General features: G+C 61.9%; 20 protein-coding genes and 1 tRNA gene. 8 read left to right on the top strand and 13 right to left on the bottom strand.

All coding sequences use genetic code 11. The annotated features are described in order from the left end of the window. The first annotated feature begins 3 nt into the window (after nt 1-3). From M1D89_RS18140 to M1D89_RS18120, 5 genes are all read left to right on the top strand, one after another. Complete coding sequence (locus tag M1D89_RS18140; protein ID WP_498645640.1) at nt 4-918, top strand: NTP transferase domain-containing protein; 915 nt, start codon at nt 4-6, stop codon at nt 916-918. Next, on the top strand, nt 915-2,273 hold the full coding sequence (locus M1D89_RS18135) for a molybdopterin molybdotransferase MoeA (RefSeq protein WP_498645638.1): 1,359 nt from the start codon (nt 915-917) through the stop codon (nt 2,271-2,273). The genes M1D89_RS18140 and M1D89_RS18135 overlap by 4 nt, the downstream gene beginning before the upstream one ends. A gap of 51 nt (nt 2,274-2,324) precedes the next feature. After that, nucleotides 2,325-4,631 (top strand): FdhF/YdeP family oxidoreductase, encoded by a 2,307-nt coding sequence (locus M1D89_RS18130; RefSeq protein ID WP_498645636.1) that lies wholly within the window; start codon nt 2,325-2,327, stop codon nt 4,629-4,631. Nucleotide 4,632: 1 nt separating this feature from the next. After that, entirely contained in the window at nt 4,633-5,544 is a 912-nt protein-coding gene (gene fdhD / locus M1D89_RS18125; protein ID WP_498645634.1) for a formate dehydrogenase accessory sulfurtransferase FdhD, read from the top strand. A gap of 128 nt (nt 5,545-5,672) precedes the next feature. Then, a complete protein-coding gene (locus M1D89_RS18120; RefSeq protein ID WP_498645632.1) occupies nt 5,673-8,702 on the top strand; it encodes an alpha-mannosidase in 3,030 nt (1,009 codons plus the stop codon). A gap of 26 nt (nt 8,703-8,728) precedes the next feature. Here M1D89_RS18120 and M1D89_RS18115 read toward each other — a convergent pair whose 3' ends face one another. The 7 genes from M1D89_RS18115 to M1D89_RS18085 form a co-directional block, all read right to left on the bottom strand. Beyond that, on the bottom strand, nt 8,729-9,736 hold the full coding sequence (locus M1D89_RS18115) for a hypothetical protein (RefSeq protein ID WP_498645630.1): 1,008 nt from the start codon (nt 9,734-9,736) through the stop codon (nt 8,729-8,731). A 2-nt stretch (nt 9,737-9,738) separates the two neighbouring features. Further along, nucleotides 9,739-10,635 (bottom strand): hypothetical protein, encoded by an 897-nt coding sequence (locus tag M1D89_RS18110; protein ID WP_498645628.1) that lies wholly within the window; start codon nt 10,633-10,635, stop codon nt 9,739-9,741. A gap of 28 nt (nt 10,636-10,663) precedes the next feature. After that, nucleotides 10,664-11,470 (bottom strand): amino acid ABC transporter ATP-binding protein, encoded by an 807-nt coding sequence (locus tag M1D89_RS18105; protein WP_498645627.1) that lies wholly within the window; start codon nt 11,468-11,470, stop codon nt 10,664-10,666. Further along, nucleotides 11,457-12,116, bottom strand: coding sequence for an amino acid ABC transporter permease (locus tag M1D89_RS18100; RefSeq protein ID WP_498645625.1), 660 nt, complete (start codon nt 12,114-12,116; stop codon nt 11,457-11,459). Before M1D89_RS18100 ends, M1D89_RS18105 begins: the two co-directional genes overlap by 14 nt. After that, on the bottom strand, nt 12,117-12,932 hold the full coding sequence (locus M1D89_RS18095; RefSeq protein ID WP_498645624.1) for an amino acid ABC transporter substrate-binding protein: 816 nt from the start codon (nt 12,930-12,932) through the stop codon (nt 12,117-12,119). A 230-nt stretch (nt 12,933-13,162) separates the two neighbouring features. Beyond that, on the bottom strand, nt 13,163-13,870 hold the full coding sequence (locus tag M1D89_RS18090; protein ID WP_498645622.1) for a hypothetical protein: 708 nt from the start codon (nt 13,868-13,870) through the stop codon (nt 13,163-13,165). Continuing rightward, the gene (locus M1D89_RS18085) at nt 13,867-14,589 is read right to left on the bottom strand and encodes a hypothetical protein (protein WP_498645620.1); all 723 of its coding nucleotides are present in this window, start codon (nt 14,587-14,589) and stop codon (nt 13,867-13,869) included. The genes M1D89_RS18090 and M1D89_RS18085 overlap by 4 nt, the downstream gene beginning before the upstream one ends. Nucleotides 14,590-14,797: 208 nt before the next feature. Here M1D89_RS18085 and M1D89_RS18080 point away from each other — a divergent pair, with 208 nt between their 5' ends. Further along, nucleotides 14,798-16,459 (top strand): ABC-F family ATP-binding cassette domain-containing protein, encoded by a 1,662-nt coding sequence (locus M1D89_RS18080; protein ID WP_498645618.1) that lies wholly within the window; start codon nt 14,798-14,800, stop codon nt 16,457-16,459. 4 nt (nt 16,460-16,463) lie between these two features. After that, a complete protein-coding gene (locus M1D89_RS18075) occupies nt 16,464-18,377 on the top strand; it encodes an ABC transporter ATP-binding protein (protein ID WP_498645616.1) in 1,914 nt (637 codons plus the stop codon). 49 nt (nt 18,378-18,426) lie between these two features. On the opposite strand, the gene M1D89_RS18070 is transcribed toward M1D89_RS18075, so the two are convergent. From M1D89_RS18070 to M1D89_RS18055, 4 genes are all read right to left on the bottom strand, one after another. After that, entirely contained in the window at nt 18,427-19,584 is a 1,158-nt protein-coding gene (locus M1D89_RS18070; protein ID WP_498645340.1) for an IS30 family transposase, read from the bottom strand. Between the two features lie 78 nt (nt 19,585-19,662). Beyond that, nucleotides 19,663-20,076: an NUDIX hydrolase gene (locus M1D89_RS18065; RefSeq protein WP_498645614.1), complete on the bottom strand. Its 414-nt coding sequence runs from the start codon at nt 20,074-20,076 to the stop codon at nt 19,663-19,665. After that, a complete protein-coding gene (locus M1D89_RS18060; RefSeq protein ID WP_498645612.1) occupies nt 20,073-20,531 on the bottom strand; it encodes a DUF6314 family protein in 459 nt (152 codons plus the stop codon). The genes M1D89_RS18065 and M1D89_RS18060 overlap by 4 nt, the downstream gene beginning before the upstream one ends. 1 nt (nt 20,532) lies before the next feature. Next, nucleotides 20,533-20,605 (bottom strand) — tRNA-Arg (locus M1D89_RS18055). Between the two features lie 108 nt (nt 20,606-20,713). Here M1D89_RS18055 and M1D89_RS18050 point away from each other — a divergent pair. Continuing rightward, nucleotides 20,714-21,499, top strand: a complete 786-nt coding sequence (locus M1D89_RS18050; RefSeq protein ID WP_498645610.1) for a DUF998 domain-containing protein — start codon at nt 20,714-20,716, stop codon at nt 21,497-21,499. Here M1D89_RS18050 and M1D89_RS18045 read toward each other — a convergent pair. Next, the gene (locus M1D89_RS18045) at nt 21,486-21,911 is read right to left on the bottom strand and encodes a hypothetical protein (RefSeq protein ID WP_498645608.1); all 426 of its coding nucleotides are present in this window, start codon (nt 21,909-21,911) and stop codon (nt 21,486-21,488) included. The two genes, M1D89_RS18050 and M1D89_RS18045, sit on opposite strands and share 14 nt — an antisense overlap. Beyond that, on the bottom strand, nt 21,908-22,531 hold the full coding sequence (locus tag M1D89_RS18040) for a hypothetical protein (RefSeq protein ID WP_498645606.1): 624 nt from the start codon (nt 22,529-22,531) through the stop codon (nt 21,908-21,910). The genes M1D89_RS18045 and M1D89_RS18040 overlap by 4 nt, the downstream gene beginning before the upstream one ends. Nucleotides 22,532-22,562 lie beyond the last annotated feature (31 nt).

Below are 22,562 nucleotides of genomic sequence, written 5' to 3'. Positions count from 1 at the left end.
CGAATGGAGTTCAATGCCGTGATTTTGGCGGGTGGCCGGGCCGCCCGCCTCGGTGGTGTGCCCAAACCATCGTTGAAGTACGACGGCGACACCCTCCTTTCGCATGCCCTGCAGGCAGCCCGGGGTGCTTCGGCTGTGGTTGTCGTGGGACCGGACGTTCCAGATGATGAGGCAGGGAGTAGCAAACGCTTGCCGGACGGTGTCTTGCGGGCACGGGAAGAACCGGTGTTCGCCGGTCCTGCTGCGGCAATCGCGGCGGGCATGGCTGCACTGAAGAAGAACAGTCCGACCACCCCGTGGACCTTGGTGCTGGCATGCGATATGCCGCACGCTTCCCGCGGTGTAGGCCTTCTTTGGGCCGCACTCTCATCCAGTCCGAACGTGGAAGGAGCCATGGCTGTCTCTCCTGATGGACGGAAGCAGCCACTTCTGGGTGCCTACAGTACAGCTGCGTTGGAAAGGGAAGTGGCCGTAGCTTCCGAAGGCTCGGGGTTAACGAACTCTTCAGTGTTCCGCCTGCTTGCTAGGCTGAACGTGCTGGACGTTGACGTCCCCGCGGGGTCCACGGATGACGTGGACACATGGGAGGACGCCGCGGCTTTGGGCATTAATTACGAGTTGGAGGCGGACGTGAAGAGCCAGGAAGAGACGCTCGAGGAATGGTGCCGCACACTGCTGCAGGCTTTCGAGCTTGAGGGCGTGGAGGTGGACGTCAACGAGGTACTCGCGGTTGCTGGGGTGGCAGCACATTCAGTGGTGCGCCCCGCCGCACCCCTGACTACGTTCATTGCCGGATACGCGGCAGGCATGGCCCGCGGGATCGGTCAGGCCAGCGATGACGCGTCCATGAACGCTGCCCTTGACCTGGCCCGCAAAGTAGCCAAGGAGTACTCGGAGTCCGGGACTGACCCGGAATGACGGCGGCCCCCAACGAGGGCCATCACGCGGCACACACGTGGCAGGAGGCCCGGCAGCGCGCGTTCGATGTTGCTGCCCCCATCCCGCCCGGCCCTGTGCCGCTCAGCTCCGCACTCGGCCGCACCTTGGCGTCCGATGCCTTGGCCCTGCAGGACATGCCCCACTATGCTTCGTCGGCCATGGACGGCTGGGCTGTTAACGGCAGCGGTCCATGGATCCTGAGTGAGCCCGGGCAGCGGCTGGCACCCCACCAAGCGAGTCCCATTGTGACCGGCGGGCTGATACCGCCCGGTGCCAAGGCTGTGCTGCGCAGCGAGAGTGGTGTTATCAGCACGGACGACGACGGCCTGCCGGTTCTCGTGCTGGGCGGCACCGCCAAACCGGGGGAGCCTCGGAACGGCCAACACATCCGTAAAGCTGCAGAAGAGGCCGCTGAGGGTGACGTCCTGTTGAAAGCCGGCACGGTATTGAATCCGGCGCACATTGCCTTGGCGGCGCTGGCGGGTTTGGACCACTTGGAAGTCCTCGGAAAACCGTTGGTCCGGTTCCTCCTGACGGGTTCGGAAGTGGTGGCCCGGGGTGTTCCTTTGCCCGGGCAGGTCAGGGACACCTTCGGCCCGCAGCTGGGCGCCGTCGTCGAGCTCTTGGGCGGTATCGCAGGGGAGCAACTCAAGGTGGGCGACAGCTACGAAGAGTGGATTGCCGCACTTCGGGACACGGAGCCCTCATCAGATGAACTGACACCGGACGAACCCTACGTTGAAGCGGAGGCCCCTGCCGACGTCGTTATTACCACGGGCGGGACGGGCCGCTCGGGAACGGACCACCTCCGTAAAGCGGTGGCGGAGCTGGGTGGCCGTTTGCTGATTGATGGCATTGCGATGCGCCCGGGTCATCCTGCCGTGTTGGCGGAGTTGCCCGATGGCAGGTTTGTGCTGGGACTTCCAGGGAATCCGCTGGCCGCGATGGTGGCCTTGTTTACAGTGGGCGGCCCCCTGCTGGCTGCTTTGGGCCACGGTCGCTTGGAAGAAGTGGGTGAGGTTCCCTGTGGCACCACTATCGACGCGGACCCCGGACGCACCCGCTTGCTGCCGTTCAAGTTGGTGTACGGGCTGGCGTCGCCGGCGCAACATGCAGGCCCGGGAATGATGCGTGGCCTGGCGGGTGCAGACGGGGTGATGGTGGTGCCGCCCCACGGAGTCCAGTTGGGCGAGATGGTGCCTGCGTTCGCCTTGCCATGGGGCAAACCGCTGCCCGTGCCGAAGGCGCCGAAGGATAAGACCCGAAAAGCGGCGCCCCGGCAACAGAGGAAGGCTTCTTCCGGCCCGGTTGACTGGAGCGCGTTGGACGCTTGAAAAGACCCTGGACCGGATTTTGGACTGAGGACAAAGTGCAATGATGGACTCATGAACAGGCATGCTCCAGAACAGGACATCAACGAAGATGACCTGCAAATCCATCCGCCCAAACAAGCCGCGGCAGGCCTTAAAGCTGTCACCGTTGCCCTTGAACGAGGTTACGCCCAGGCCGGAGTGACCCGTACGGTCCGTTCCATGCTCAGGGTCAACCAGCATGATGGTTTTGACTGCCCGGGGTGTGCTTGGCCGGAATCGATCACCGGCAGGCGCAGCCCCGCAGAGTTTTGCGAGAACGGCGCCAAGGCCATCGCCGAGGAGAGCACCACCCGGACAGTCGGGGCTGAATTCTGGGCCAAGCATTCTCTTGCGGACCTCGAGGACAAGACGGAGTACTGGCTGGGAAGCCAGGGAAGACTTTCCGAGCCGGTGGTCATCAAACCAGGCGACACCCACTATTCGCCGATCAGTTGGACTGAAGCTTTCGCATTGATCGGTGAACACATCAAGGCCACCACGCCTGACAAGTGTGTGTTCTATACCTCCGGCCGGACGGCCAACGAGACCGCCTTCATGTACCAGTTGTTTGCACGGAGCCTTGGCACCAACAACCTTCCCGATTGCTCCAACATGTGCCACGAGTCCTCCGGCAGCGCCCTCAACCCGACCATCGGAATCGGCAAAGGCACTGTTTCCTTGGAGGACATCCACCATGCGGAGCTGGTTCTGGTTGTGGGCCAAAACCCTGGAACCAATCACCCGCGCATGCTGTCCGCCCTCCGTGACTGCAAGAACAACGGCGGAAAAATCATCGCGGTCAACCCGCTTCCCGAAGCCGGCCTCCTGAACTTCAAGGACCCCCAGTCCCTCAACGGCGTTATCGGTGGCGGCACCACCATCGCTGATGAGTTCCTGCAGATCAAAGTGGGTGGCGATCTCGCGCTGTTCCAGGCACTGGGCCACCTGCTCCTGGAGGAAGAGAAACGCAACCCAGGGACCGTAGTGGACCATTCCTTCATCGGGAAGCAGACCGAAGGCTTCGAAGCCTATGAGGAAGCCCGTTCGGTGCTGGACTGGGACGAGACGGAGCGGGCAACAGGGCTGAGCCGGGAAGAGATCACCAAAGCAGCGGGGATGATGGCGGCGTCGAAGGCGACCATCATTTGCTGGGCGCTCGGATTGACCCAGCAACCGCACTCTGTGGATACGCTCCGCGAGATCATCAACCTCCTGCTGCTCCAGGGCAACTTCGGCAAGCGGGGCGCCGGCGCCTGTCCCGTCCGGGGCCACTCAAACGTGCAGGGCGACCGGACCATGGGCATCTGGGAGAAACCCAAGGAGTCGTTCCTTGCCGCGCTGGACAAGGAGTTCGGCTTCCACATGCCGCGTGATCACGGCTTTGACTCAGTGGAAACCCAGCACGCCTTGGAAAAGGGCGAAGTGGATGTTTTCGTCTCGATGGGTGGGAACTTCGCGGCAGCCGGATCGGACACCGCAGCGCTGGAACAAGGCTTAAAGAAAGCAGGACTCACCGTCCACATCTCCACCAAACCCAACCGGGCACACATCGTCCACGGCAAGACGTCCCTGATCCTGCCCACGCTGGGCCGGACGGACACTGACGACAAACACCCCAAAGGCAAACAATTCCTCTCGGTGGAGGACTCCATGTCCGTCATCCACAAAACGCAAGGGCGGCTGGAGCCGGTTTCAGAACACCTGCTGAGCGAACCGGTGATTGTGGCACGAATGGCCCAGGCGACACTGGGGGACAACCACACAGTGGACTGGCGCGCCATGGCCGAGGACTATGACGTCATCCGCGACCATATCTCGCGCGTCATTCCCGGCTTTGAGGATTTCAACCACCGGGTCCGTACCAAGAACGGCTTCGTCCTCCCCAACCCTCCCCGGGATACCCGTACCTTTGCCACGGACATCGGCAAGGGGCGTTTCTCTGTTCGGCCGCTTGAGTACCTGGAGGCACCGGATGGCCATCTGATCCTCCAGACTGTCCGCAGCCATGATCAATACAACACCACGTTCTACGGACTGGATGACCGGTACCGCGGTGTCTCGGACGGCCGCCGGGTGGTCCTGGTCCATCCTGGTGACCTGGAGGAACTGGGCTTTGAGGACCGTGACCTGGTGGATGTCATCTCCACCTTCGCGGGAACGGAACGCCGTGCCAACAAGTTCCGCCTCATCGGGTACCCCACGGCCAAAGGATGCGCCGCGGCGTACTTCCCGGAGGCCAACGCCCTGGTGCACCGTGAACTGGTGGCCCGGGAATCCAACACCCCCGGCTACAAAGCAATGACCGTACGCTTCGTGAAGCATGAGGAGAGCGGGTCCTGACATGGGACGAGTAACCCAGCGCCGCAAGGTGCATAAGTTTGTCCTGGATGGCTCACCGCAGGCCTTGGAGCATCCCATCCGCTTCAAGGAAGACGTCCTGGCTGTGGAGGAGCCGCTGGAGATCCGCTTGGGTGACATGTCTTTCTCCGTGACCATGCGGACCCCCGGGGACGACTTCGACCTCGTTGCGGGATTCCTGGTCTCGGAAGGGATCGTGTGGGAGCCGGGTCAGCTGGTCTCGGAGCGTTTCTGCGCTGGTGAGGACGAGAACGGCGTGCAGACCTTTAACGTGGTGGATGCGCAGCTTCGTCCTGACGTTGCACGGCCCGACACGGGCCGAAACGTCTACACCTCCAGCTCGTGTGGAATCTGCGGCACGGACTCCATTGATGCCGTTCGCAAGTCCTCGCACCATAGCCCCAAGGAAGACCGCGTCACTGTTCCGGTACGGGCGCTCGCCGCATTGCCGGACCGCCTCCGTGAGGCGCAGGCGGTCTTTGACAAGACCGGTGGCGTGCACGCTGCCGGCCTTTTCAGGATCCACGACGACGGCGCTACTGAGTTGCTTTGCCTCCGGGAGGACGTGGGCAGGCACAACGCCGTGGATAAAGTTGTGGGCTGGGCGTTGCGTGCGGGCATGTTGCCGCTCAAGGGGACTGTTCTTCAGGTTTCGGGCCGGGCTTCATTTGAACTCGTCCAGAAGGCTGCCATGGCGGGGATTCCCGTGTTGGCGGCTGTGAGCGCCCCCTCCAGCCTTGCGGCGGAACTGGCGGAGGAAACGGGGATCACCTTGGCGGGTTTCAGCCGCGGGCTCAGCCTTAACGTCTATGCCGGACGGGACAGAATTGTGGCAGAAGCTGCGGGAACGGACTCGCAGGCGGTGGGGGATAGCCGGCAATCACTTGGCTATTGAGCTGGAACAACGTAGATTTTATCCATCGATTGGAAGCACGGCGAGCCAAGATTCGCCGCCCGCGCCCAGCAGTTCCGGGTCGCGGTAAATAAGCCTTGTCACCCAGCGAACGCCCAAAGGGGAATTAATTGCACGACGACCGCCGGATCACTGAACAGCGTCTCGATCGATTTGTTCGGGAACGCATTCTTCCGGCCATTTACGGCAGGGCGATTCCGCTTCAGCTCAGCAGCTGGGACGCGCCGGGCGAACCCGTGCCCGTCGCGGAAGCGCTGCGCCAGGTCTTCACTCCGCAGGAGCCCGCCGCCGCGTGGGGCAAGGCCTGGAGCACCAAGTGGCTGCGCCTCCAAGGTGAGGTGCCGCAGGACTGGGGAATGACGGATTCCACCACTGTGGAGATCATCGTCGATCTTGGCTTCAACAGCGATGTCCCGGGGTTTCAGTGTGAAGGCACCGCATGGCGCTCTGATGGAAGCATCATCAAGGCGATTTCGCCCAGGAACTTCCACGTTCCGCTCAAGCTTCTGGGCGGAGGGCACTCCGTGGACTTCTATGTGGAGGCTGCCGCCAACCCGGATGTAGCGCAGGGATGGTCCTTCGCTCCCACCCCGCTGGGGGATAAGGCCACCTCCGGTGATGAGCCCCGGTACCGTCTGGGTCGCATAGCAATCGCTGAACTGAACGAAACCGTGTGGGAACTCAACCAGGACATCTGGACCCTCAGCGGCTTGATGCACGAACTTCCCATGGACATGCCCAGGCGCTACGAGATCCTGCGCGCACTTGAACGCATGCTGGACATCATGGATCCGGACGACGTTGCGGGAACTGCTGCCGCAGGCCGTGCAGAGTTGGCGCAGGTCCTCAGCCGGCCCGCCTACGCATCCGCCCATGAACTCCTGGCTACAGGCCACGCACACATCGACTCCGCCTGGCTGTGGCCCGTTCGTGAAACCATCCGCAAATGTGCCCGTACTTTCTCCAACGTGGTGGCCTTGATGGATGAAGACCCGGACTTTGTCTTCTCCTGTTCTTCGGCGCAGCAAATGGCGTGGATGAAGGAGTTCTTCCCTGAGCTCTTTGTGCGCATCAGGGAAAAAGTGAAGGCCGGCCAGTTCGTTCCGGTGGGCGGCATGTGGGTGGAATCAGACACTAATATGCCAGGCGGCGAGGCCATGGCCCGCCAGTTCGTGGAAGGCAAGAGTTTCTTCCTGAACGAGTTCGATATCGAGTGCCAGGAAGCCTGGCTGCCGGATTCATTTGGCTATTCCGGTGCCATCCCGCAGATCGTCAAGGAAGCCGGTTCGCGCTGGTTCCTCACACAGAAGATCTCCTGGAACAAGGTTAACCGGATGCCTCACCACACCTTTGCGTGGGAGGGCATCGACGGCACGCGGCTGTTTACGCACTTCCCGCCAGTGGACACCTACAACGCTGAACTGCACGCACGTGAATTGGCCCATGCAGAGCGTAATTACCGTGATCACGGCCACGGGACCATGTCCTTGGTGCCGTTCGGCTATGGCGACGGCGGCGGCGGACCTACGCGCGAAATGGTTGCCGCCGCTCATCGCACGGCGGATTTGGAAGGCTCCCCGAAAGTCCGCATGGGCACTGCCAAAGGCTTCTTCACCAAGGCCGAGGCGGAGTACACCAACCTGCCCGTCTGGGTGGGTGAGATGTACCTGGAAATGCACCGTGGAACGTACACCAGCCAGGCCAAGTCCAAGCGTGGCAACCGTCGGAGCGAACACCTCCTGCGCGAGGCTGAGCTGTGGTGTGCCACTGCTGCTGTCCGGCTCGGTGCAAGCTACGCGTATCCCACGGAGGAACTCAAGCGACTCTGGCGTTTGGTCCTCCTACAGCAGTTCCACGACATCCTTCCAGGCAGCTCCATTGCCTGGGTCCACCAGGACGCAGAGCGCAACTACGAGGCCATAGCCAGGAATCTCGAGGACATCATCAGCCAGGCCGCTCAGGCCTTGGTAGGGGACGGCGATCAGCAGTTCCTCTTGAACGCTGCGCCACATCAACGCAACGGCGTGCCTGCATTGGGCGCAGCGGAGGCCACGAAGCCCGACTCCAGTGTTCAGCTGGACGAACTCGACGACGGCTACGTCTTGGACAACGGCATCATCCGCGCGGTCTTGAACCAGGACGGCCTGCTTACCTCCCTGATTGACCACGCCAGCGGCCGCGACGCCATCGCTCCAGGACAGGCCGGAAACCTGCTGGAGCTTTTCAGGGATACTCCAAACGAGTGGGATGCCTGGGACATTGAAGAGTTCTATCGCCGAAATGTCACACCGTTGACCCAAGCCGACGGCGTCGATGTTGAGCGTTCGCCGGCGGGCGTCGTCGTGGTGGTCAAACGCAAGGTGGGTGCCTCCAGCATCACGCAACGCCTGACTCTAGACGCCGGTGCGGCGTCGCTGGGGATCGCCACCACAGTGGACTGGCAGGAACGTGAAAAGATGCTCAAGATCGCCTTCCCGCTGGACGTCAGGGCGGATCGTTCAGCGTCCGAGACGCAGTTCGGCCACGTCTTCAGGCCGACGCACACCAACACATCCTGGGAAGCGGCCAAGTTCGAGATCTGTGCCCACCGCTGGATCCACGTAGCCGAGCCCGGCTATGGCGTCGCAGTGAGCAATTCCTCCAGTTATGGGCACGACGTCACCCGGGCCGTCCGTGCCGATGGCGGAACCACGACGACGGTCCGCACCTCGCTGCTGCGCTCGGCCCGGTTCCCGGACCCGGAAGCTGACCGGGGTGAGCACACACTTGAGGTGTCCATCAGGCCCGGCGCCGCGATCGCTGACGCAGTGGAAGAGGGATACCGCACCAACCTGAAACCCAGGTTCATCTCCGGCGGCCGGCCCGTGGAACCGCTGCTTTCCGTGTCCAATCCCGCAATCGTGGTGGAGGCAATCAAGCTGGCCGAAGACGGCTCCGGCGATGTTATTGTCCGGCTCTACGAATCGTTGGGAGAGCGCTCAACAGGCCTCCTGACGGCCAACTTCGAGTGCTCTGATGCAGTGGCCACGGACTTGCTGGAGCGCCCCACGGAGGCCCCCGGTGTGGCTGTGGAGGAGGGGCCTGCCGTCAAGCTGGTGCTCCGGCCCTTCCAGTTGGTCACGCTGAGGTTTGTTCGCTGATTGCCTCAACCGCTGAGCCGTCTGGGTTACTCCGCCAGTTCCGCCTCGATAGCATCCTTTAACACTTGGACCCGAAGGGGAATCACAGTGTCATGGTGTTTGATTTGGTCTGAGACGTTCTTCGAGAAGACGTCCTCAACCAAGGTGGGCATGTCCTTCACGCCGTTGAGGTAGCGCTTGGCGGCAAAGTCGAACTCTGACCTGTTGTTCTTTATCCGGGTGTTGAGCGCCTTGAGTTCGTCGGCAATCTTGAGGTATTCCGCTTCCGGGGCATTCCGGGAGGTGGCGTCATCAACCTTCTTGACGTACTCATCCTTGAGCCGGACAAATTCGTTGTAGTTCTCCTCGGACTTGGCCGTTGTTTCTGCGTGCGATTCCAGCTGTGCAATCTCGTTGTCCAAGGTGCGGGCAAATTCAACATAGGAGATGTTCTTGGACTGTTTGAGTTGGTTCACGGCTTCCCGGCACGGGACGGCTGCCTGTCCAAGAAGTGTTTGGCGTTCCCGGAGGTTGGCTGCTTTGGAGCCCACAAAGAGTCCGCTGCACCCTGCATCCTCCCTGAACAAGCCTTCGAACTGGGGATACGACTCCACAAGGCCCTCCATGGAGTCGAGGTAGGCCTGGTAGGAATCGCTTAGCTGGGCTTCAGCCACACCGATCCCATCCGCTTCTTCACCTGCGCTGTAGCCAGTGTGCACATTGCTCAAGGCAGTGCGTGCGGAGTTGGTGGCCTGTTGAAACTCGTCGCGCTCTTTGACGGAGTTTTTCTCCGCCTCCTCCCGTGAAGCGGGGGCGTTGCGCGCCTTCTTATATGCGGCCAGATAGGCGTTGGCTGCGGGCTGGATCTTGCTCTTTGCCTCAACGAGTGCCGTCAGGCGGTCGTCCTTGAGGAGGGCCAGGCCTTCCCTGCGCTGTTGACTTGCGAGATTGGTCAAGGCGATCACCACTACCGAGGCAACCACCGCCACCACAACGGCAATGACGAGGGCAATCAGGACCGGACGGCGCTTACTGCGAACGGGCTCAATGGTCATCGCTATTTCCCCTCACCGGATGCTGCATCAAACTGTTCCAGGCTCTTCTTGAGAACGCCTTCGAATTCGGAGTTTGAGCTGTTGGCGCTTTCGATGATCTTTGAGTATTTGTCCTTGGTGGCAGTTTCATAGGTTGTTTGCGCCTTGGCGAACGCATCATTGATATCCAACAGTGCAAGGCCAGCAAGGGTGCTCTTGCTGAGGCGCTCCAAGGTGTCCTTGCTATCAACCACTTCCTGTTGCTTGTCCCGCTGCCCGCGAATGACAGCCTCTACCTCCGTGAGCAGGGTGGTGGTCTCGGCGTCGGCACCATCCTTGGCGGTGCCCAGCGCGGCCAGGCACTCATCGGCACTCCTGACGTAGTCCTGGGCGTAGGACTCACTTGCAACGTTCAGCGATGAATGCAGGGCCGCACACGGCCCGCCCACAGAGCGGTAGATGTTGGAAGTGTTGACCACCAGTTGATCGTTGTAGGCGATCACCGCACTGTACTGATCCTTGAAGCGGTTGAAGGATTCGGCGACTTCCTGATCCTGCAGCCCCGGCGATTCCGCCATCTGTTGCAGGCGGTCACGATTTACCTGTGACTCACGCACGATGCGCTCACGGTCCAGGCTGAGGACTTTATCCTCTTCCGCCTGTCCCGCTTTTTCGGAAATGGCGTTCGAGTAGCGGCCCGAAAACTGTTGCACCAGGGGATCGTAGAGGTTCATCGAGTTGTCAACGATGACGCGTTGTTTGTCCAAGCGGACAACGTCGGCACGGCCTGGTCCTGCCGGCCGGGAGAGGGCGAACCAAGTGCCAAGCCCGGCGGCTACCAAGGCCACCACTACGGCAACCACAATGATTGCCGTACGCTTGGAACCACTCCGCCTGGGTTCGCTGATTGTCTCTTCCACGTTCTTATCCCCCATATTCGTGAACCATTTAGACGTCGTGCTGGAGCCTCTTTACGAAGAGCTTGGTCCGTTCCTGGCGCGGTGCCCGCAATACCTCGGCTGCCGGCCCGCGTTCGACTACGACGCCGCCGTCCATGAAAATTACCTCGTCCGCCACATGCTGGGCAAAGGCGAGCTCATGGGTCACGATCACCATGGTCCAGCCCTCTTCGGCGAGTTCTTTGATGACGCCCAGGACGTCCCCCACAAGCTCGGGGTCCAGCGCGGACGTGGGCTCGTCGAACAGGAGCAGTTGGGGCTTGAGTGCCAATGCCCGGACGATTCCCACGCGCTGCTGCTGGCCGCCTGAGAGCTCAAATGGGTAGGCGTCGCGCTTGTCTGCAAGACCAACACGTTCCAGCAGGCGTTCGGCTTCGGCAATTGCCTCGGCGCGAGGCCGTTTTTGGACCTGTACGGGGCCTTCGATGATGTTCTTCAGCACGGTCATGTGCGGGAAAAGGTTGTAGTGCTGGAAGACCATGGCGCTGCGGTCGCGGAGCGCAGCCACTTCCTTCTTCCCTACCTTGGCACCGAAGTCGATGGCGAGCTCAGCTGAGGAGTCGCCGCTGCCAAAGGTGACAGTGCCGGCGTCGGGAATTTCCAGGCCGTTGAGGGAACGCAGGACCGTGGTCTTGCCGGAGCCTGAGGGCCCGATCAGGGCCACCACCTGGCCGCGCCGGATATCGATGTCGATGTCGCGCAGGACCACATTGCTTCCGAAGGCTTTGGCAAGGCTCCGTGCCTTCAGGACCGACGTGACGGGCGGCTGCCGGGTGGGTTCGTTAGTGAGCGACATAGCGGTCCAATCTCTTTTCCACGGCGGATTGCGCAGTGGAAAGGACCAGGCAAATGACCCAATAAACCAGGGCTGCCTGCAGGTAAAGGGCCATGAACTCCTGGCTGAACGCGGCGATCTGCTGTGCGTTGCGGAACAGTTCAGTAACCAGGATGAGCGAGGCGAGGGACGTGTCTTTCACCAGCGAAATGAAGGTGTTGGACAACGGAGGAACGGACACCCGTGCTGCCTGCGGAAGGATGATGCGCACCAAGGCCTGCGGACGGGACATTCCGATGGTGTGGCCGGCTTCCCATTGGCCTTTGGGCACGGAGAGGATGGCAGCACGGATGATCTCGGCTGCGTAGCCGCCCACGTTCAGGGAGAAGGCGATGATGGCGCTTGGCCAGGGATCAAGCCGGATGCCGACGCTGGGCAGGCCGAAGAAGATGACAAAGAGCTGCACCAGCAGGGGAGTGCCGCGAATCACCGAGACGTAGAACCGGCCGATCCCTGAGAGCAACCAGTTTGGGCTCAGGCGCATCAGGGCAACCACCAGCGCGAGCACCAGGCCGAAGGCGAAGGACGCGAGCGTCAGCGGTATGGTCCCCGTGACAGCGCCGGTGATGAGCGGACCGAAGGAACTCCAGATGAGGTCCCAGTTCATCTATTTGGTGACGTCCGCGCCGAAGTACTTTTCCGAAATTTTGGCCAAGGTGCCATCGGCTTGGAGTTCAGCCAGCGCCTTGTCCACTGCTGCCGTAAGTTCCGTAGACCCCTTGCGGAAGACCATGGCGCTCTCGGTCTTTTCCGGTGCTTCGGCGGCGACCTTCAGGCCGGAATCAGGAGTGTTCTTGGCGTAGTCCAAGTACGTGAGTTTGTCGTTCACCGTGGCATCCACGCGTCCTTGCTGCACCAGTGTGGCAGACTGCGCCCAGCCTTCCACTGCCTGGACGTTGGCGCCGGCTTCAACGGCCATTTTGTAGAAGTTGCTGGTCAACGACTGGGCGGTGGTCTTGCCCTTGAGATCTGCGAAGCTGTTGATGCTGTTGTTGTCCGACTTGGTGACTACTACGCCGGTGGAGATGGTGTACGGCGTTGAGAACTCGTACTTGGCCTTGCGCTCGTCATTGATGGAGATCTGGTTGGCGATGGTGTCGAACCGCTTGGATTCCAGCCCGGCAAAGATGCCGTCGAACTGCGTTTCCTGGAAGGTAGCCTTCACTCCAAGTTTCCCTGCCACGGCCTGGGCAATTTCGACGTCGAACCCGGTGAGCTCCCCGGCTCCGTCAGCATGGAAGCTGAACGGACGGTAGGTGCCTTCGGTGGCGATGACGAGTTCGCCCTTGGATTTCACGTCCGAAAGGGACGTGTCCCCACCGGTCTGGGTGGGTGCCGATCCTCCACCGCATGCAGAAAGCGCAAGGGCGGCCGAGGCCAGGGTGGCTGCGAGGACAGAGCGGCGGGTGCGAAGGCTGTTCATGGAGCCATCTTAGTCACCGCCCGGGCCAGGCTTGGCGGGCGGCTTGCGAAAAGGCCGTTAAAAAGGCTGAGTGGGGGCGGTCCCCAACAGCCCGCCACCACTCATCCCCCCAATTGTGATCACGTGGGCGCCACATCCACCGGAAACCCGTTCTCTGATTCCGGTGTCAGGCTGCAAGCCGCGTTCACACATTCATGATTGTGCCACGATCTAATGGTTTTGTGAAAGTCTTACGTCGAGAGACGTTGCTTTCTCCGCGCAAATGACTTGGAAAACCAAATTCCCGCGAGTCCCAGGCACGTGAACAGGGCGGCCGAATAGTTGATGAGTACCCGCAACCAGGCCTCCGAGAAAGGAATGAGGGGAAAGAGTTGGGATGACAGGAGCAAAGAAAGTCCCAACAGCAAGACCCCCGAGGCCACCCGGAGCAGGACGGGCGCCGTGCTTACCACCGTGCGCCAGATGGCAGGTACCAAACAGGCGGCCACGAACCCCGGATACAAGCGACCCATCGCCGCATATCCATCCAGGGAAGGGCCCCATTTCAGTCCGCTCATCCCCGCCGAGGATCCTTGCGTGTCCGTGATGACGAAGAAGTAGATAGTCAGGGCGCCAACAATGACCGCCGCGGCTATCCCGAGGGGCCCCCGGATAGCGCGCACGGCTGAGGCTGAGCCGAAAGCGGTAGCGATCTTGATCCCCATGAAAAAGAAAGTTCCGTACAGCAGGAAACGCAGGATCAGGTTGCCGATGTTCATCCCGCCGAGCCACCCGTCGATCACCAGGTAGGGGGCCTCAATGCTGATTAAGATGCTCAACGAGATCAGCGAGAAAATGTAGAAAACCTCACGGTTTTCCCCGCGCAAGGCGCTCGGAACCCGGGCAAGGGTAATCGCCAGGCACACTGCCAGCGTGACCCAGGGCAGGACAGCCGTCATCCGAGGTTCTCCCAAATTCGTTCAGTTCGTTCGTGGTCTTGTTCCTGCCGGCGCAGTGTCTTGCCGAGCGCCAAAAGCCGTTCGCCGGCCAACGTCACCAGGCGTCCCTGCGACAACTTGTCCAGCGCTTCCTGGCGGGCATTGGGCGGCCATCCGGCTTCGGCCTCCGTGATCAGCCCACCAGCCACCAAACCTCCTGCAGGTCCAACCCCCGCCGCGCGCGATGTGGCGATGGCCAACTCGGGCGGAAGCCTGTTGGCCGTCAAGTGGGCGGAGAAGTTCTGTGGCGCGATCCCGGTGGTATGGCTGACCCGGTGCCGCAACTCGCCGTCGTCGATCGCATCCACCCAGTTACGCACCGAGGTGGGGTGCGGTGGTTCAGAAAGGCGGGGAGCGGGGGCGGTGCCGGGCTCGTTGCGGTCCACAACTGCACGTAGCAAATCGATGGTGGCCACCTGGCTGACGAGTTCGCAGGGCGTGGGCGGGACGGGGTCGCCCCGAAGCTCGGCGTAAAGATCGAAAGTGGACAGGGCTTGCACAGGATTGATGTGGAAGCCGCGGCTGATGCTCACCAAAGTGGACTCGGCAACCTTGCCGCGAACCAGCTGCTGGGCCAGTGTTGTTCGCTTGATGCCGGCAATCCTGCAGACGTCAGCAGTGCTGGCCTCGGGCGCAATGCCATGAAGCCAGCGCTGGAACGCCTTGGACGGTAAGGGCATGTGGGACTTTCCTGGACGGGCCGCGAGGGCAAGGCTGAGTAAGCCGTAAGTGGGAGTACGAAACGATTTTACGCCGAAGCCACATTGAATTATGCTTGTTGATTGAACCCGCTGGTCCGTACACCCCCCAAGTCCGGACCAGCGGGTTTTTCCATGCCCGCGGGAATCGCGGCCTGAATTTCTGCGTTCCCTTGCTGGAGGATAGACAATGACTGCAACTTTGGTGGCCAAGGATCTTGCCGGTGGTCATGGCCATCGCACACTTTTCTCGGACCTGTCCCTGACCGTCGCGCCAGGCGATGTTGTGGGGGTGGTGGGCGCGAACGGTGCCGGTAAGTCCACGCTGCTGCGCATTCTCGCCGGCGTGGACCAGCCCCAGGCGGGGAGCGTCAATCTGGCGCCTTCGGACGCCTTCATGGGCTGGTTGCCGCAGGAACACGAGCGCGCCGCCGACGAGACAATCTCGGCCTATATTGCCCGTCGCACTGGCTGCGCCCAAGCAACAAGCGACATGGAATCCACCGCCGAAGCCCTCGGCTCGGGGGCTCCCGGAACCGATGACGCCTACTCCTTGGCCTTTGACCGCTGGATGGCCTCCGGCGCCGCGGACCTGGAGGACCGGATTCCCGCTGTCCTCGCCGACCTCGGCTTGGAGCTTGGCGCCGACGCCCTCATGACGGGCCTTTCCGGCGGTCAGGCTGCGCGCGTGGCTTTGGCCGCCCTGCTGCTCAGCCGCTTCGACGTGGTCCTCTTGGACGAACCCACCAACGACCTCGACCTTGACGGACTTGCCCGGCTTGAGGCCTTCGTTCAAGGCCTCCGGGGCGGTGTGGTCCTGGTGTCGCACGACCGCGAATTCCTTGCCCGTTGCGTCACTACCGTGGTGGAACTGGACCTCGCCCAGAACTCTGTGGCCGTCTACGACGGTGGCTACGAAGCGTTCCTCGAAGAGCGCGCCGTGGCAAAGCGCCACGCCAGGGAACGTTACGAAGAGTTTGCCAACACCAAGGCCGATCTCGTCTCCCGCGCACGCACCCAGCGTGAGTGGAGCTCCCAAGGCGTCCGGAACGCCATGAAGAAGAACCCGGACAATGACAAGATCCGTCGCGCCGCGAGCAGCGAATCTTCGGAGAAACAGGCCCAGAAAGTCCGCCAGATGGAGTCGCGCATCGCAAGGCTCACTGAGGTGGAGGAACCGCGCAAGGAATGGCAGCTGCAGTTCAGTATTGGCCAAGCGCCCCGCTCAAGTGCCGTCGTCGCTACCTTACGCAACGTCGTCGCCCGCCAAGGTGACTTCACCCTGGGTCCTGTGAACCTCCAGCTCAACGGGGGCGAGCGCATAGGCATTACCGGACCGAACGGCGCCGGGAAGTCGACGCTTTTGCGCCTGTTGTTGGGGACGCAGGAGCCGGACGACGGCGACGCCTCCATGGGTGCGTCTGTGGCCATCGGCGAAATTGACCAGGCGCGCGGACTGCTCGACGGCGGCCGGCAGCTTGGCGACGCTGTGGAAGCGGTGCTGGTGGACTGGAACAGCGCGGATGTGCGGACGCTCTTGGCAAAGTTCGGCCTCAAGGCGGATCACACCTCCCGCACAGTGGATTCGTTGTCCCCGGGGGAGCGGACCCGCGCTGCTCTTGCGTTGCTGCAGGCCCGTGGCGTGAACCTGCTGGTGCTGGACGAACCCACCAACCATTTGGATCTTCCAGCCATTGAGCAACTGGAGGAGGCGCTGGAAAGCTACGAGGGCGCGCTCCTGCTGGTCACCCATGACCGAAGGTTGCTGGAGAACGTCAGGCTCGATTCGCGCTGGCATCTGGAAAACGGACAAGTGCAAGAGCTTCATCACACCCCAAGCCAGGAGAAGTAACCCGATGAGCATGGACCGCGTGGCCTGGAGCTCGCTGTACAACATCACTACTGCCAAGAGTGGCTCGAAACCGTTCTCCAAGGAGACCTTGAAGCGGGTGATGGCTTTTGCCGCGCCGCATAAGGGCAAGCTCATCGCCTTTGTGATCGCCTCCATTGCGGGTGCTTTCCTGGCCGTCGCTACTCCGGTGTTGGCCGGTCAGGTGGTGGATGCCATCATCGCCAACGCCGGCGTGGGCACTGTGATCTGGTTGGCTGTCCTGATCGCCATCGTCGCCGTTGGCGAGGCGGGTGTGGGCTTGTTGACCCGATGGCTGTCTTCCATCATTGGCGAGGGTGTCATTGTGGACCTCCGCACACGGGTTTTCGATCATGTGCAACGCATGCCAATCGCCTTTTTCACCCGAACTCGAACCGGTGCCCTGGTCAGTCGCCTGAATAACGACGTCATCGGAGCGCAGTCGGCCTTCGCCGGCACGCTGTCCGGGGTAGTCAGCAACGTGGTGGCTTTGGCCCTGACTCTTGTGGTCATGCTCAACACCTCTTGGCTGGTGACCGTGCTGGCCATGGTGTTGCTGCCGATCTTCCTGATTCCGGCCCGGCGGATGGGCTCCAAACTGGCGGACCTCCGCCGCGAAGCTGCCGCGCACAACGCTGCCATGGGCACGCAGATGACCGAGAGGTTTTCGGCGCCGGGCGCCACGCTGGTGAAATTGTTCGGCCGCCCGGATGAGGAATCCCGTGAGTTCGCTGATCGGGCCGGCCGGGTCCGGGACATCGGAATCCGGACTGCCATGTTGCAGTTCACGTTTGTGACCGCCCTGACCTTGGTGTCGGCGCTGGCTCTGGCCTTGGTCTATGGACTGGGCGGTTGGCTGGCCATTGGCGGGCAGTTGGCACCCGGTGACGTGGTGGTTCTTGCCCTCCTCCTCACCCGGCTCTACGCCCCACTGACGGCGCTGTCCAATGCCCGCGTGGAAATCATGAGTGCTTTGGTCAGCTTTGAGCGGGTCTTTGAAATTCTTGACCTTAAGCCGCTGATCACCGAGAAGCCGGACGCCGTGACAGTTCCGGCGGGCCCGGTTGCCGTGGAATTCAACGACGTCCGTTTCTCCTACCCTTCCGCCGAGAAGGTGTCACTGGCTTCCCTTGAGGACGTTGCCACCTTGGATACCCGTGGAGGCGAGGAAGTCCTGCACGGAGTCAGCTTCCGGGTGGAACCGGGGCAGACCGTTGCCCTGGTGGGTTCCTCCGGGGCGGGCAAGTCCACGGTGGCACAGCTGCTCTCGCGTTTGTACGACGTCGACTCCGGCTCAGTGCGCCTTGGCGGGCAAAAGCCCGGAACAGGCGTGGACGTCCGCGATCTGAGCTTCGATTCGTTGCGGGACACCATGGGCATGGTGACCCAGGACGGCCATCTTTTCCACGAAACCATCGCGTCCAACCTGCGCCTCGCCCGGCCGGACGCTACGGAAGCTGACATGTGGGATGTGCTCCGGCGCGCTCGTCTGGAGCCGATGATCCGGTCCTTGCCCGATGGCTTGGAAACCGTGGTGGGGGAGCGCGGCTACCGGCTCTCCGGTGGCGAACGCCAAAGGCTCACCATCGCCCGCCTGCTGATCAAGCAACCTCGTGTTGTGATCCTCGACGAAGCAACCGCTGCCTTGGACTCCACCAACGAAGCCGCCGTCCAGGCGGCCTTGGGCGAGGCACTCGAGGGGCGCACCGCCGTCGTGATTGCCCACCGGCTGTCCACCATCCGTGCGGCCGATGCCATTTTGGTGGTTGAGGACGGCAGGATCGTGGAGCGTGGCACGCACACCGAGCTGCTGGCCGCGGACGGACGATACGCCGAGCTGTATCAAACCCAGTTTGCCGAAGCCACGGCGGTGGCCCAGGAAGCGGTCCCGGAGCTGTAACCCAAGTAGGTCGCAGATAATGCCGTTATGAGCGGGTGGTTTCTAGCGGTTATCGCAACAGGAAGGTTCTGATCATCTCATTGGGGGTGCAGAAGTCGAATCGTTGGCGGGGTCTGTCGTTGAGTTCGTGGGCGACGTAGTCGAGGTCGGTTTGGCTGTAGATGCTTAGGTCTGCGCCTTTGGGGAAGTACTGGCGCAGGAGCCCGTTGGTGTTCTCGTTCGAGCCGCGTTGCCAAGGTGAGTGGGGATCGCAGAAGTAGATGTCGATGTCGGCTGCGATCTTCACTTCCTTGTGCCTGCGCATTTCGGTGCCTTGGTCCCAGGTCAGTGAGAGCCTCAGTTCGTCGGGAAGGGCGCCCATTTTGCGGATCAGCCCATCCCGAACAGACTCGGCACGGTTTTGACCGGTCGGGACATGGAGGAGCATCACGAACCCGGTTGTGCGCTCCACGATGGTGCCGATGGCGGTTTTTCCGTCCTTGCCTACGATCAGGTCCCCTTCCCAATGCCCTGGCACGGCACGGTCTTCGACCTCGGCGGGACGGTCGGCGATCATGACCTTGTCCTGGATTCTGCCGCGGCGTTCGTCGGGGCGGCGTTGGGGTTTGCGCAGGGTCCGGCCGGTGCGCAGGTTCTTGACCAGTTCCCGCTTTAGCCCGCCCCGGGACTCGAGATAGAGGGACTGGTAGATGGTCTCGTGTGACACCCACATCTCCGGGTTGTTCGGGAAGTCCTTGCGGAGTCTGCCAGCGATCTGGACCGGTGAGTCTTTCTTTTCGAGCCGCTTTTCGACTTCCAGGCGCAAGGGCTTGTTGCTGTTGAGCTTAGCGGTCTTGGGCCTGGCTGCCCGGGCGTGGGCGCGGGCATGGGCGGTGGTAGCCCGGTAGAAAAAGACCTTGTCAGCGTTCCGCCGGAGCTCCCGGGAGATCGTTGACGGGGAACGACCCAAACGTCTGGCGATCTCACGGACCGATTCCTTGCCCCGCCATAACGAGATCAACTCCCGCTCCTGGAACGATAGGGAACGGCCGGTCAGGGTCCGGCCCCGACGGGGCCGGACCCCTCCTGAGGACCTCAGCTCACGGCGGACCGTCGTTACGGACCACCCGACGAACGCACCAGCATCTTCAAAACGGGCACCGTCCGCAACCTGCTGCCAGAACGACTGGACAACCTCAGCAACCAAACGATTCGTGAACTTCACCATGGCAATCGACACCCTTCAATAATCAGGTGTTGCGATCACCGCATGATTCAGCGCGCTCATAACGGCCTTAACTGCGACCTACTTGGGCGGGGCGAGCGCTGGAAGTACGTGGTCCGTCAGCAGTGGGGCCAAGTCCGTGGGAAGAGGCGCGTCGAGGTCCAGCCAGCGAATCTCGGCGATCTCCGCCGACGGGTGTGCCTCCCACGTTCCGGGCGCAGTGAAAACGGTGGCTTCGATGTTCGTCGCTGCCTCGTTCGCCGCCACGGCCAACCACACGCCGAGTGGCTCGAGGTGGGTCGGGGCCACGTCAATGCCGACTTCCTCCAGGAGCTCACGGGAAGCGGCCTCCGCGGCGGTTTCACCGGGTTCGGGTTTGCCGCCAGGGTGCATGAACTTGTCAGTGCCACGCTTGCGGACGGTCAGAAGCTGGCCTTCGTCGTTGTAGACGCAGACGGCGCTCACGATGATCAGGTCAGTGCCGGTTCCATTCATGGTTGCCTCCCGGCGTCGATTCGGACCAAGTGCGATTCGAGGAGCAGATTCTTGGCGGGCCCACGGACGTCCCAGGTGAAGTTGAACGAGTCCGGACCCTCCCATGTGTACTTGACGCGGTAGTCGTCGGGGTCGCACCAGTGTTTGTCCTGGTTGCCCTGTTCGGAGAAGCTCATCACATGGAAGGCCCTGCCGTCGGGGAAAAATACGTCCATCGACTCCGGCTCGGAACCGGGTTTCAGGAGATACTCACGGAATGCCGGACCCGAATGGGTAGGCCAGTGCATGGTTCCGTCTTCGCGGTAGTCCAGGCCGCCGTCGGCGTTCCGGGTATAGCGCACGACGCCGGTAAAGGTTCCGTTGGTGCCGGACGTCCGGTCCAGGAGGGTGCGCTCCACAATCCAGCTGCCGGCCAAGTAGGCCTGCAAGTCCTGGGTGGGCTGCTGGTGGTTCAAGTGCCCTCGATTGGAATCGAACCAACGACACCGGCTTTAGGAGAGCCGTGCTCTATCCACTGAGCTACGAGGGCCTGTGTGTCCATGGCTCTTAATCCCACTGCTGGAGCTCGAGGGCCCGGACACGACTACAAGCATACAAGCTGCGGGGGCGCTGCCCGAACACCGCTAGGCTGGCGTTCATGAAAGGGCATGCGACTGCACCGGCGCCAGCTGGATGGTTCCTTCCGGATACCCGTAGCATCAGGGCGAACATCGGAGGGTGGGCGCAGCTGAGCGTGGTCCAATACTTCGTAGCCGAGGCCGCCGTGATCGAGGCCTGGGCAGGTCCGGAGCCCTATAGCAGGGCCACCGGATTCATCAGTGACCTGGGAGCAATCTCCTGCGGGATCTACGAGGACAGAGCTGTCTGCTCCCCTTTGCACTGGCTGATGAATGCCTCGTTCTTGGTTCAAGGCCTGGCCCTGGTCCTTGGCGCGCTGTTCCTGACGGCAGGGTTGCTGAGCGTGGCCGCGCGGCCCGGAGTAACGGCACGACGATTTCGTGCCGTAGCAGGAGATTCCCCCCAAACCCGGGTCTTGACCGTTCCTTGGATACTGGCTGTTGCCATCCGGATCCTCACCGGTGTTGCGGGAGTGGGAACGGTGCTAGTGGGTCTGGTTCCCGAAGACGTGGGTTCCCCTTGGCACTTTGCGGGTGCACTCATGTTCTTTATCGCTGGAGGGTTTGCCCTCCTGCTCCTGGGAATCCTATGGTGGCGGCAGACGCCGGTGAGCTGGTTCCTGGCCGCGTGCGGACTCGTCTGCATCGGGGCACTCATCATTGGTGCCATCACCGGGATGGAGGTGCCCCTGCCGGGTTTGCTGGAGCGGTTCATGGGCTACCCGGTGACCATCGGCCTGGCAGCGGCCGGCTTGGTGATCGCCCAGCGTGTCCACACGGAACGAAAAGTACTCAGGGCCCGCTGAGGAAGTATTCGCGGAAGCTGTTAAGGGAGGAACCGCCCGAGTAGCCCAGATCTCCCGCGCTGGCGGACACGGCATCATCCGGTGAGAAGATACCGATCCCGAACGTACCTGACTGAAGCTCTTCAGTTTCCTCGAGCATGGGCGGAAGCGCGTTCCCGAGCACGTCAGCGAGGACGTCCGCGTCGTGGCTGCTTCCGACCAACTTGACGGTGATGAAATTTCCTGACGTGTTCATGTTGACGTTGAGCTTGGCGGACTCAACTCCGGGTACCGACAATGCGGCTGTCTCCAGGTCTTTGCCCAGGCGCTCCGCTTTGGACGGGCCTCCGAGTCCACAGGCGGAGGCGCCCACGATGAGCAGGCCCACGGTTATGGCTGAAACGGCCGGTTTGAAAAATCTTCGGAAGCTCACTGTTTGGGGCTCTTCCTGCCAAGGAACACGGCCAGCACTCCGCACAGGAGACTGATCAGGAACAGCACCCACGACGCGACGGTGACAGCTGAGGCCAGATCCACCGAACCGGCGTCGGGCGTTTCCGCGGCCAGCACGGAATCGATGGCGACATTGGACCACAGGTGGGCCACGGCGAACAGCAGGGGAGCGGCCCACATGGCCCAACGCCACGATTTTTGCGCCACATTGGTGCCGATCAGCAGGAGCCAACTGAAGCCGAAGATCAGCGGAAACAGTGTGCCGGCAGTCTTGTGGACGTAATTGAGCTGGCCGCGCGCCGAATCATCCATGGCCTCTCGAAGCTGGACGATGTAGTCCTGCGAGAAGCCGCCAATCAGCGAATCCGGCATCGCCAGGCCACCGGAGAGCTGCGTCATCTGGTTCAAGGTGAGCAGGTGCAGGTACCAGAACAGAAACAGGCTGGCCACCACACCCGCGATCACAATGAGTTTGGAGTTGCTCTGCGCCTTTTGTGGAGTGCGCTGCGTGGTGGTGTTGATCACAGGAGGCAGCGAGTGATCGGGAACCACTGCCTTTGCTCCGTGCTTCTTGACGCGCTGGGCTGGTGTCTTGGCCATGTCATCCATTATTCCGCCACATAAGCTGGAT

The organism is Arthrobacter sp. D3-18 (genome assembly GCF_054408525.1).
Note: the sequence above shows the minus strand (reverse complement) of the source record. Positions and strands in the feature narration are given on the sequence as shown.

Coding starts and splice junctions, on each gene's coding strand:
- M1D89_RS18065 (WP_498645614.1), bottom strand. CDS start 20,076: ATGAATGGAACCGGCACTGACCTGATCATCGTGAGCGCCGTCTGCGTC.
- M1D89_RS18115 (WP_498645630.1), bottom strand. CDS start 9,736: ATGACCATTGAGCCCGTTCGCAGTAAGCGCCGTCCGGTCCTGATTGCC.
- M1D89_RS18100 (WP_498645625.1), bottom strand. CDS start 12,116: ATGAACTGGGACCTCATCTGGAGTTCCTTCGGTCCGCTCATCACCGGC.
- M1D89_RS18090 (WP_498645622.1), bottom strand. CDS start 13,870: ATGACGGCTGTCCTGCCCTGGGTCACGCTGGCAGTGTGCCTGGCGATT.
- M1D89_RS18070 (WP_498645340.1), bottom strand. CDS start 19,584: ATGGTGAAGTTCACGAATCGTTTGGTTGCTGAGGTTGTCCAGTCGTTC.
- M1D89_RS18075 (WP_498645616.1), top strand. CDS start 16,464: ATGAGCATGGACCGCGTGGCCTGGAGCTCGCTGTACAACATCACTACT.
- M1D89_RS18085 (WP_498645620.1), bottom strand. CDS start 14,589: ATGCCCTTACCGTCCAAGGCGTTCCAGCGCTGGCTTCATGGCATTGCG.
- M1D89_RS18050 (WP_498645610.1), top strand. CDS start 20,714: ATGAAAGGGCATGCGACTGCACCGGCGCCAGCTGGATGGTTCCTTCCG.
- M1D89_RS18095 (WP_498645624.1), bottom strand. CDS start 12,932: ATGAACAGCCTTCGCACCCGCCGCTCTGTCCTCGCAGCCACCCTGGCC.
- M1D89_RS18080 (WP_498645618.1), top strand. CDS start 14,798: ATGACTGCAACTTTGGTGGCCAAGGATCTTGCCGGTGGTCATGGCCAT.
- M1D89_RS18040 (WP_498645606.1), bottom strand. CDS start 22,531: ATGGCCAAGACACCAGCCCAGCGCGTCAAGAAGCACGGAGCAAAGGCA.
- M1D89_RS18130 (WP_498645636.1), top strand. CDS start 2,325: ATGAACAGGCATGCTCCAGAACAGGACATCAACGAAGATGACCTGCAA.
- M1D89_RS18105 (WP_498645627.1), bottom strand. CDS start 11,470: ATGTCGCTCACTAACGAACCCACCCGGCAGCCGCCCGTCACGTCGGTC.
- M1D89_RS18140 (WP_498645640.1), top strand. CDS start 4: ATGGAGTTCAATGCCGTGATTTTGGCGGGTGGCCGGGCCGCCCGCCTC.
- M1D89_RS18135 (WP_498645638.1), top strand. CDS start 915: ATGACGGCGGCCCCCAACGAGGGCCATCACGCGGCACACACGTGGCAG.
- fdhD (WP_498645634.1), top strand. CDS start 4,633: ATGGGACGAGTAACCCAGCGCCGCAAGGTGCATAAGTTTGTCCTGGAT.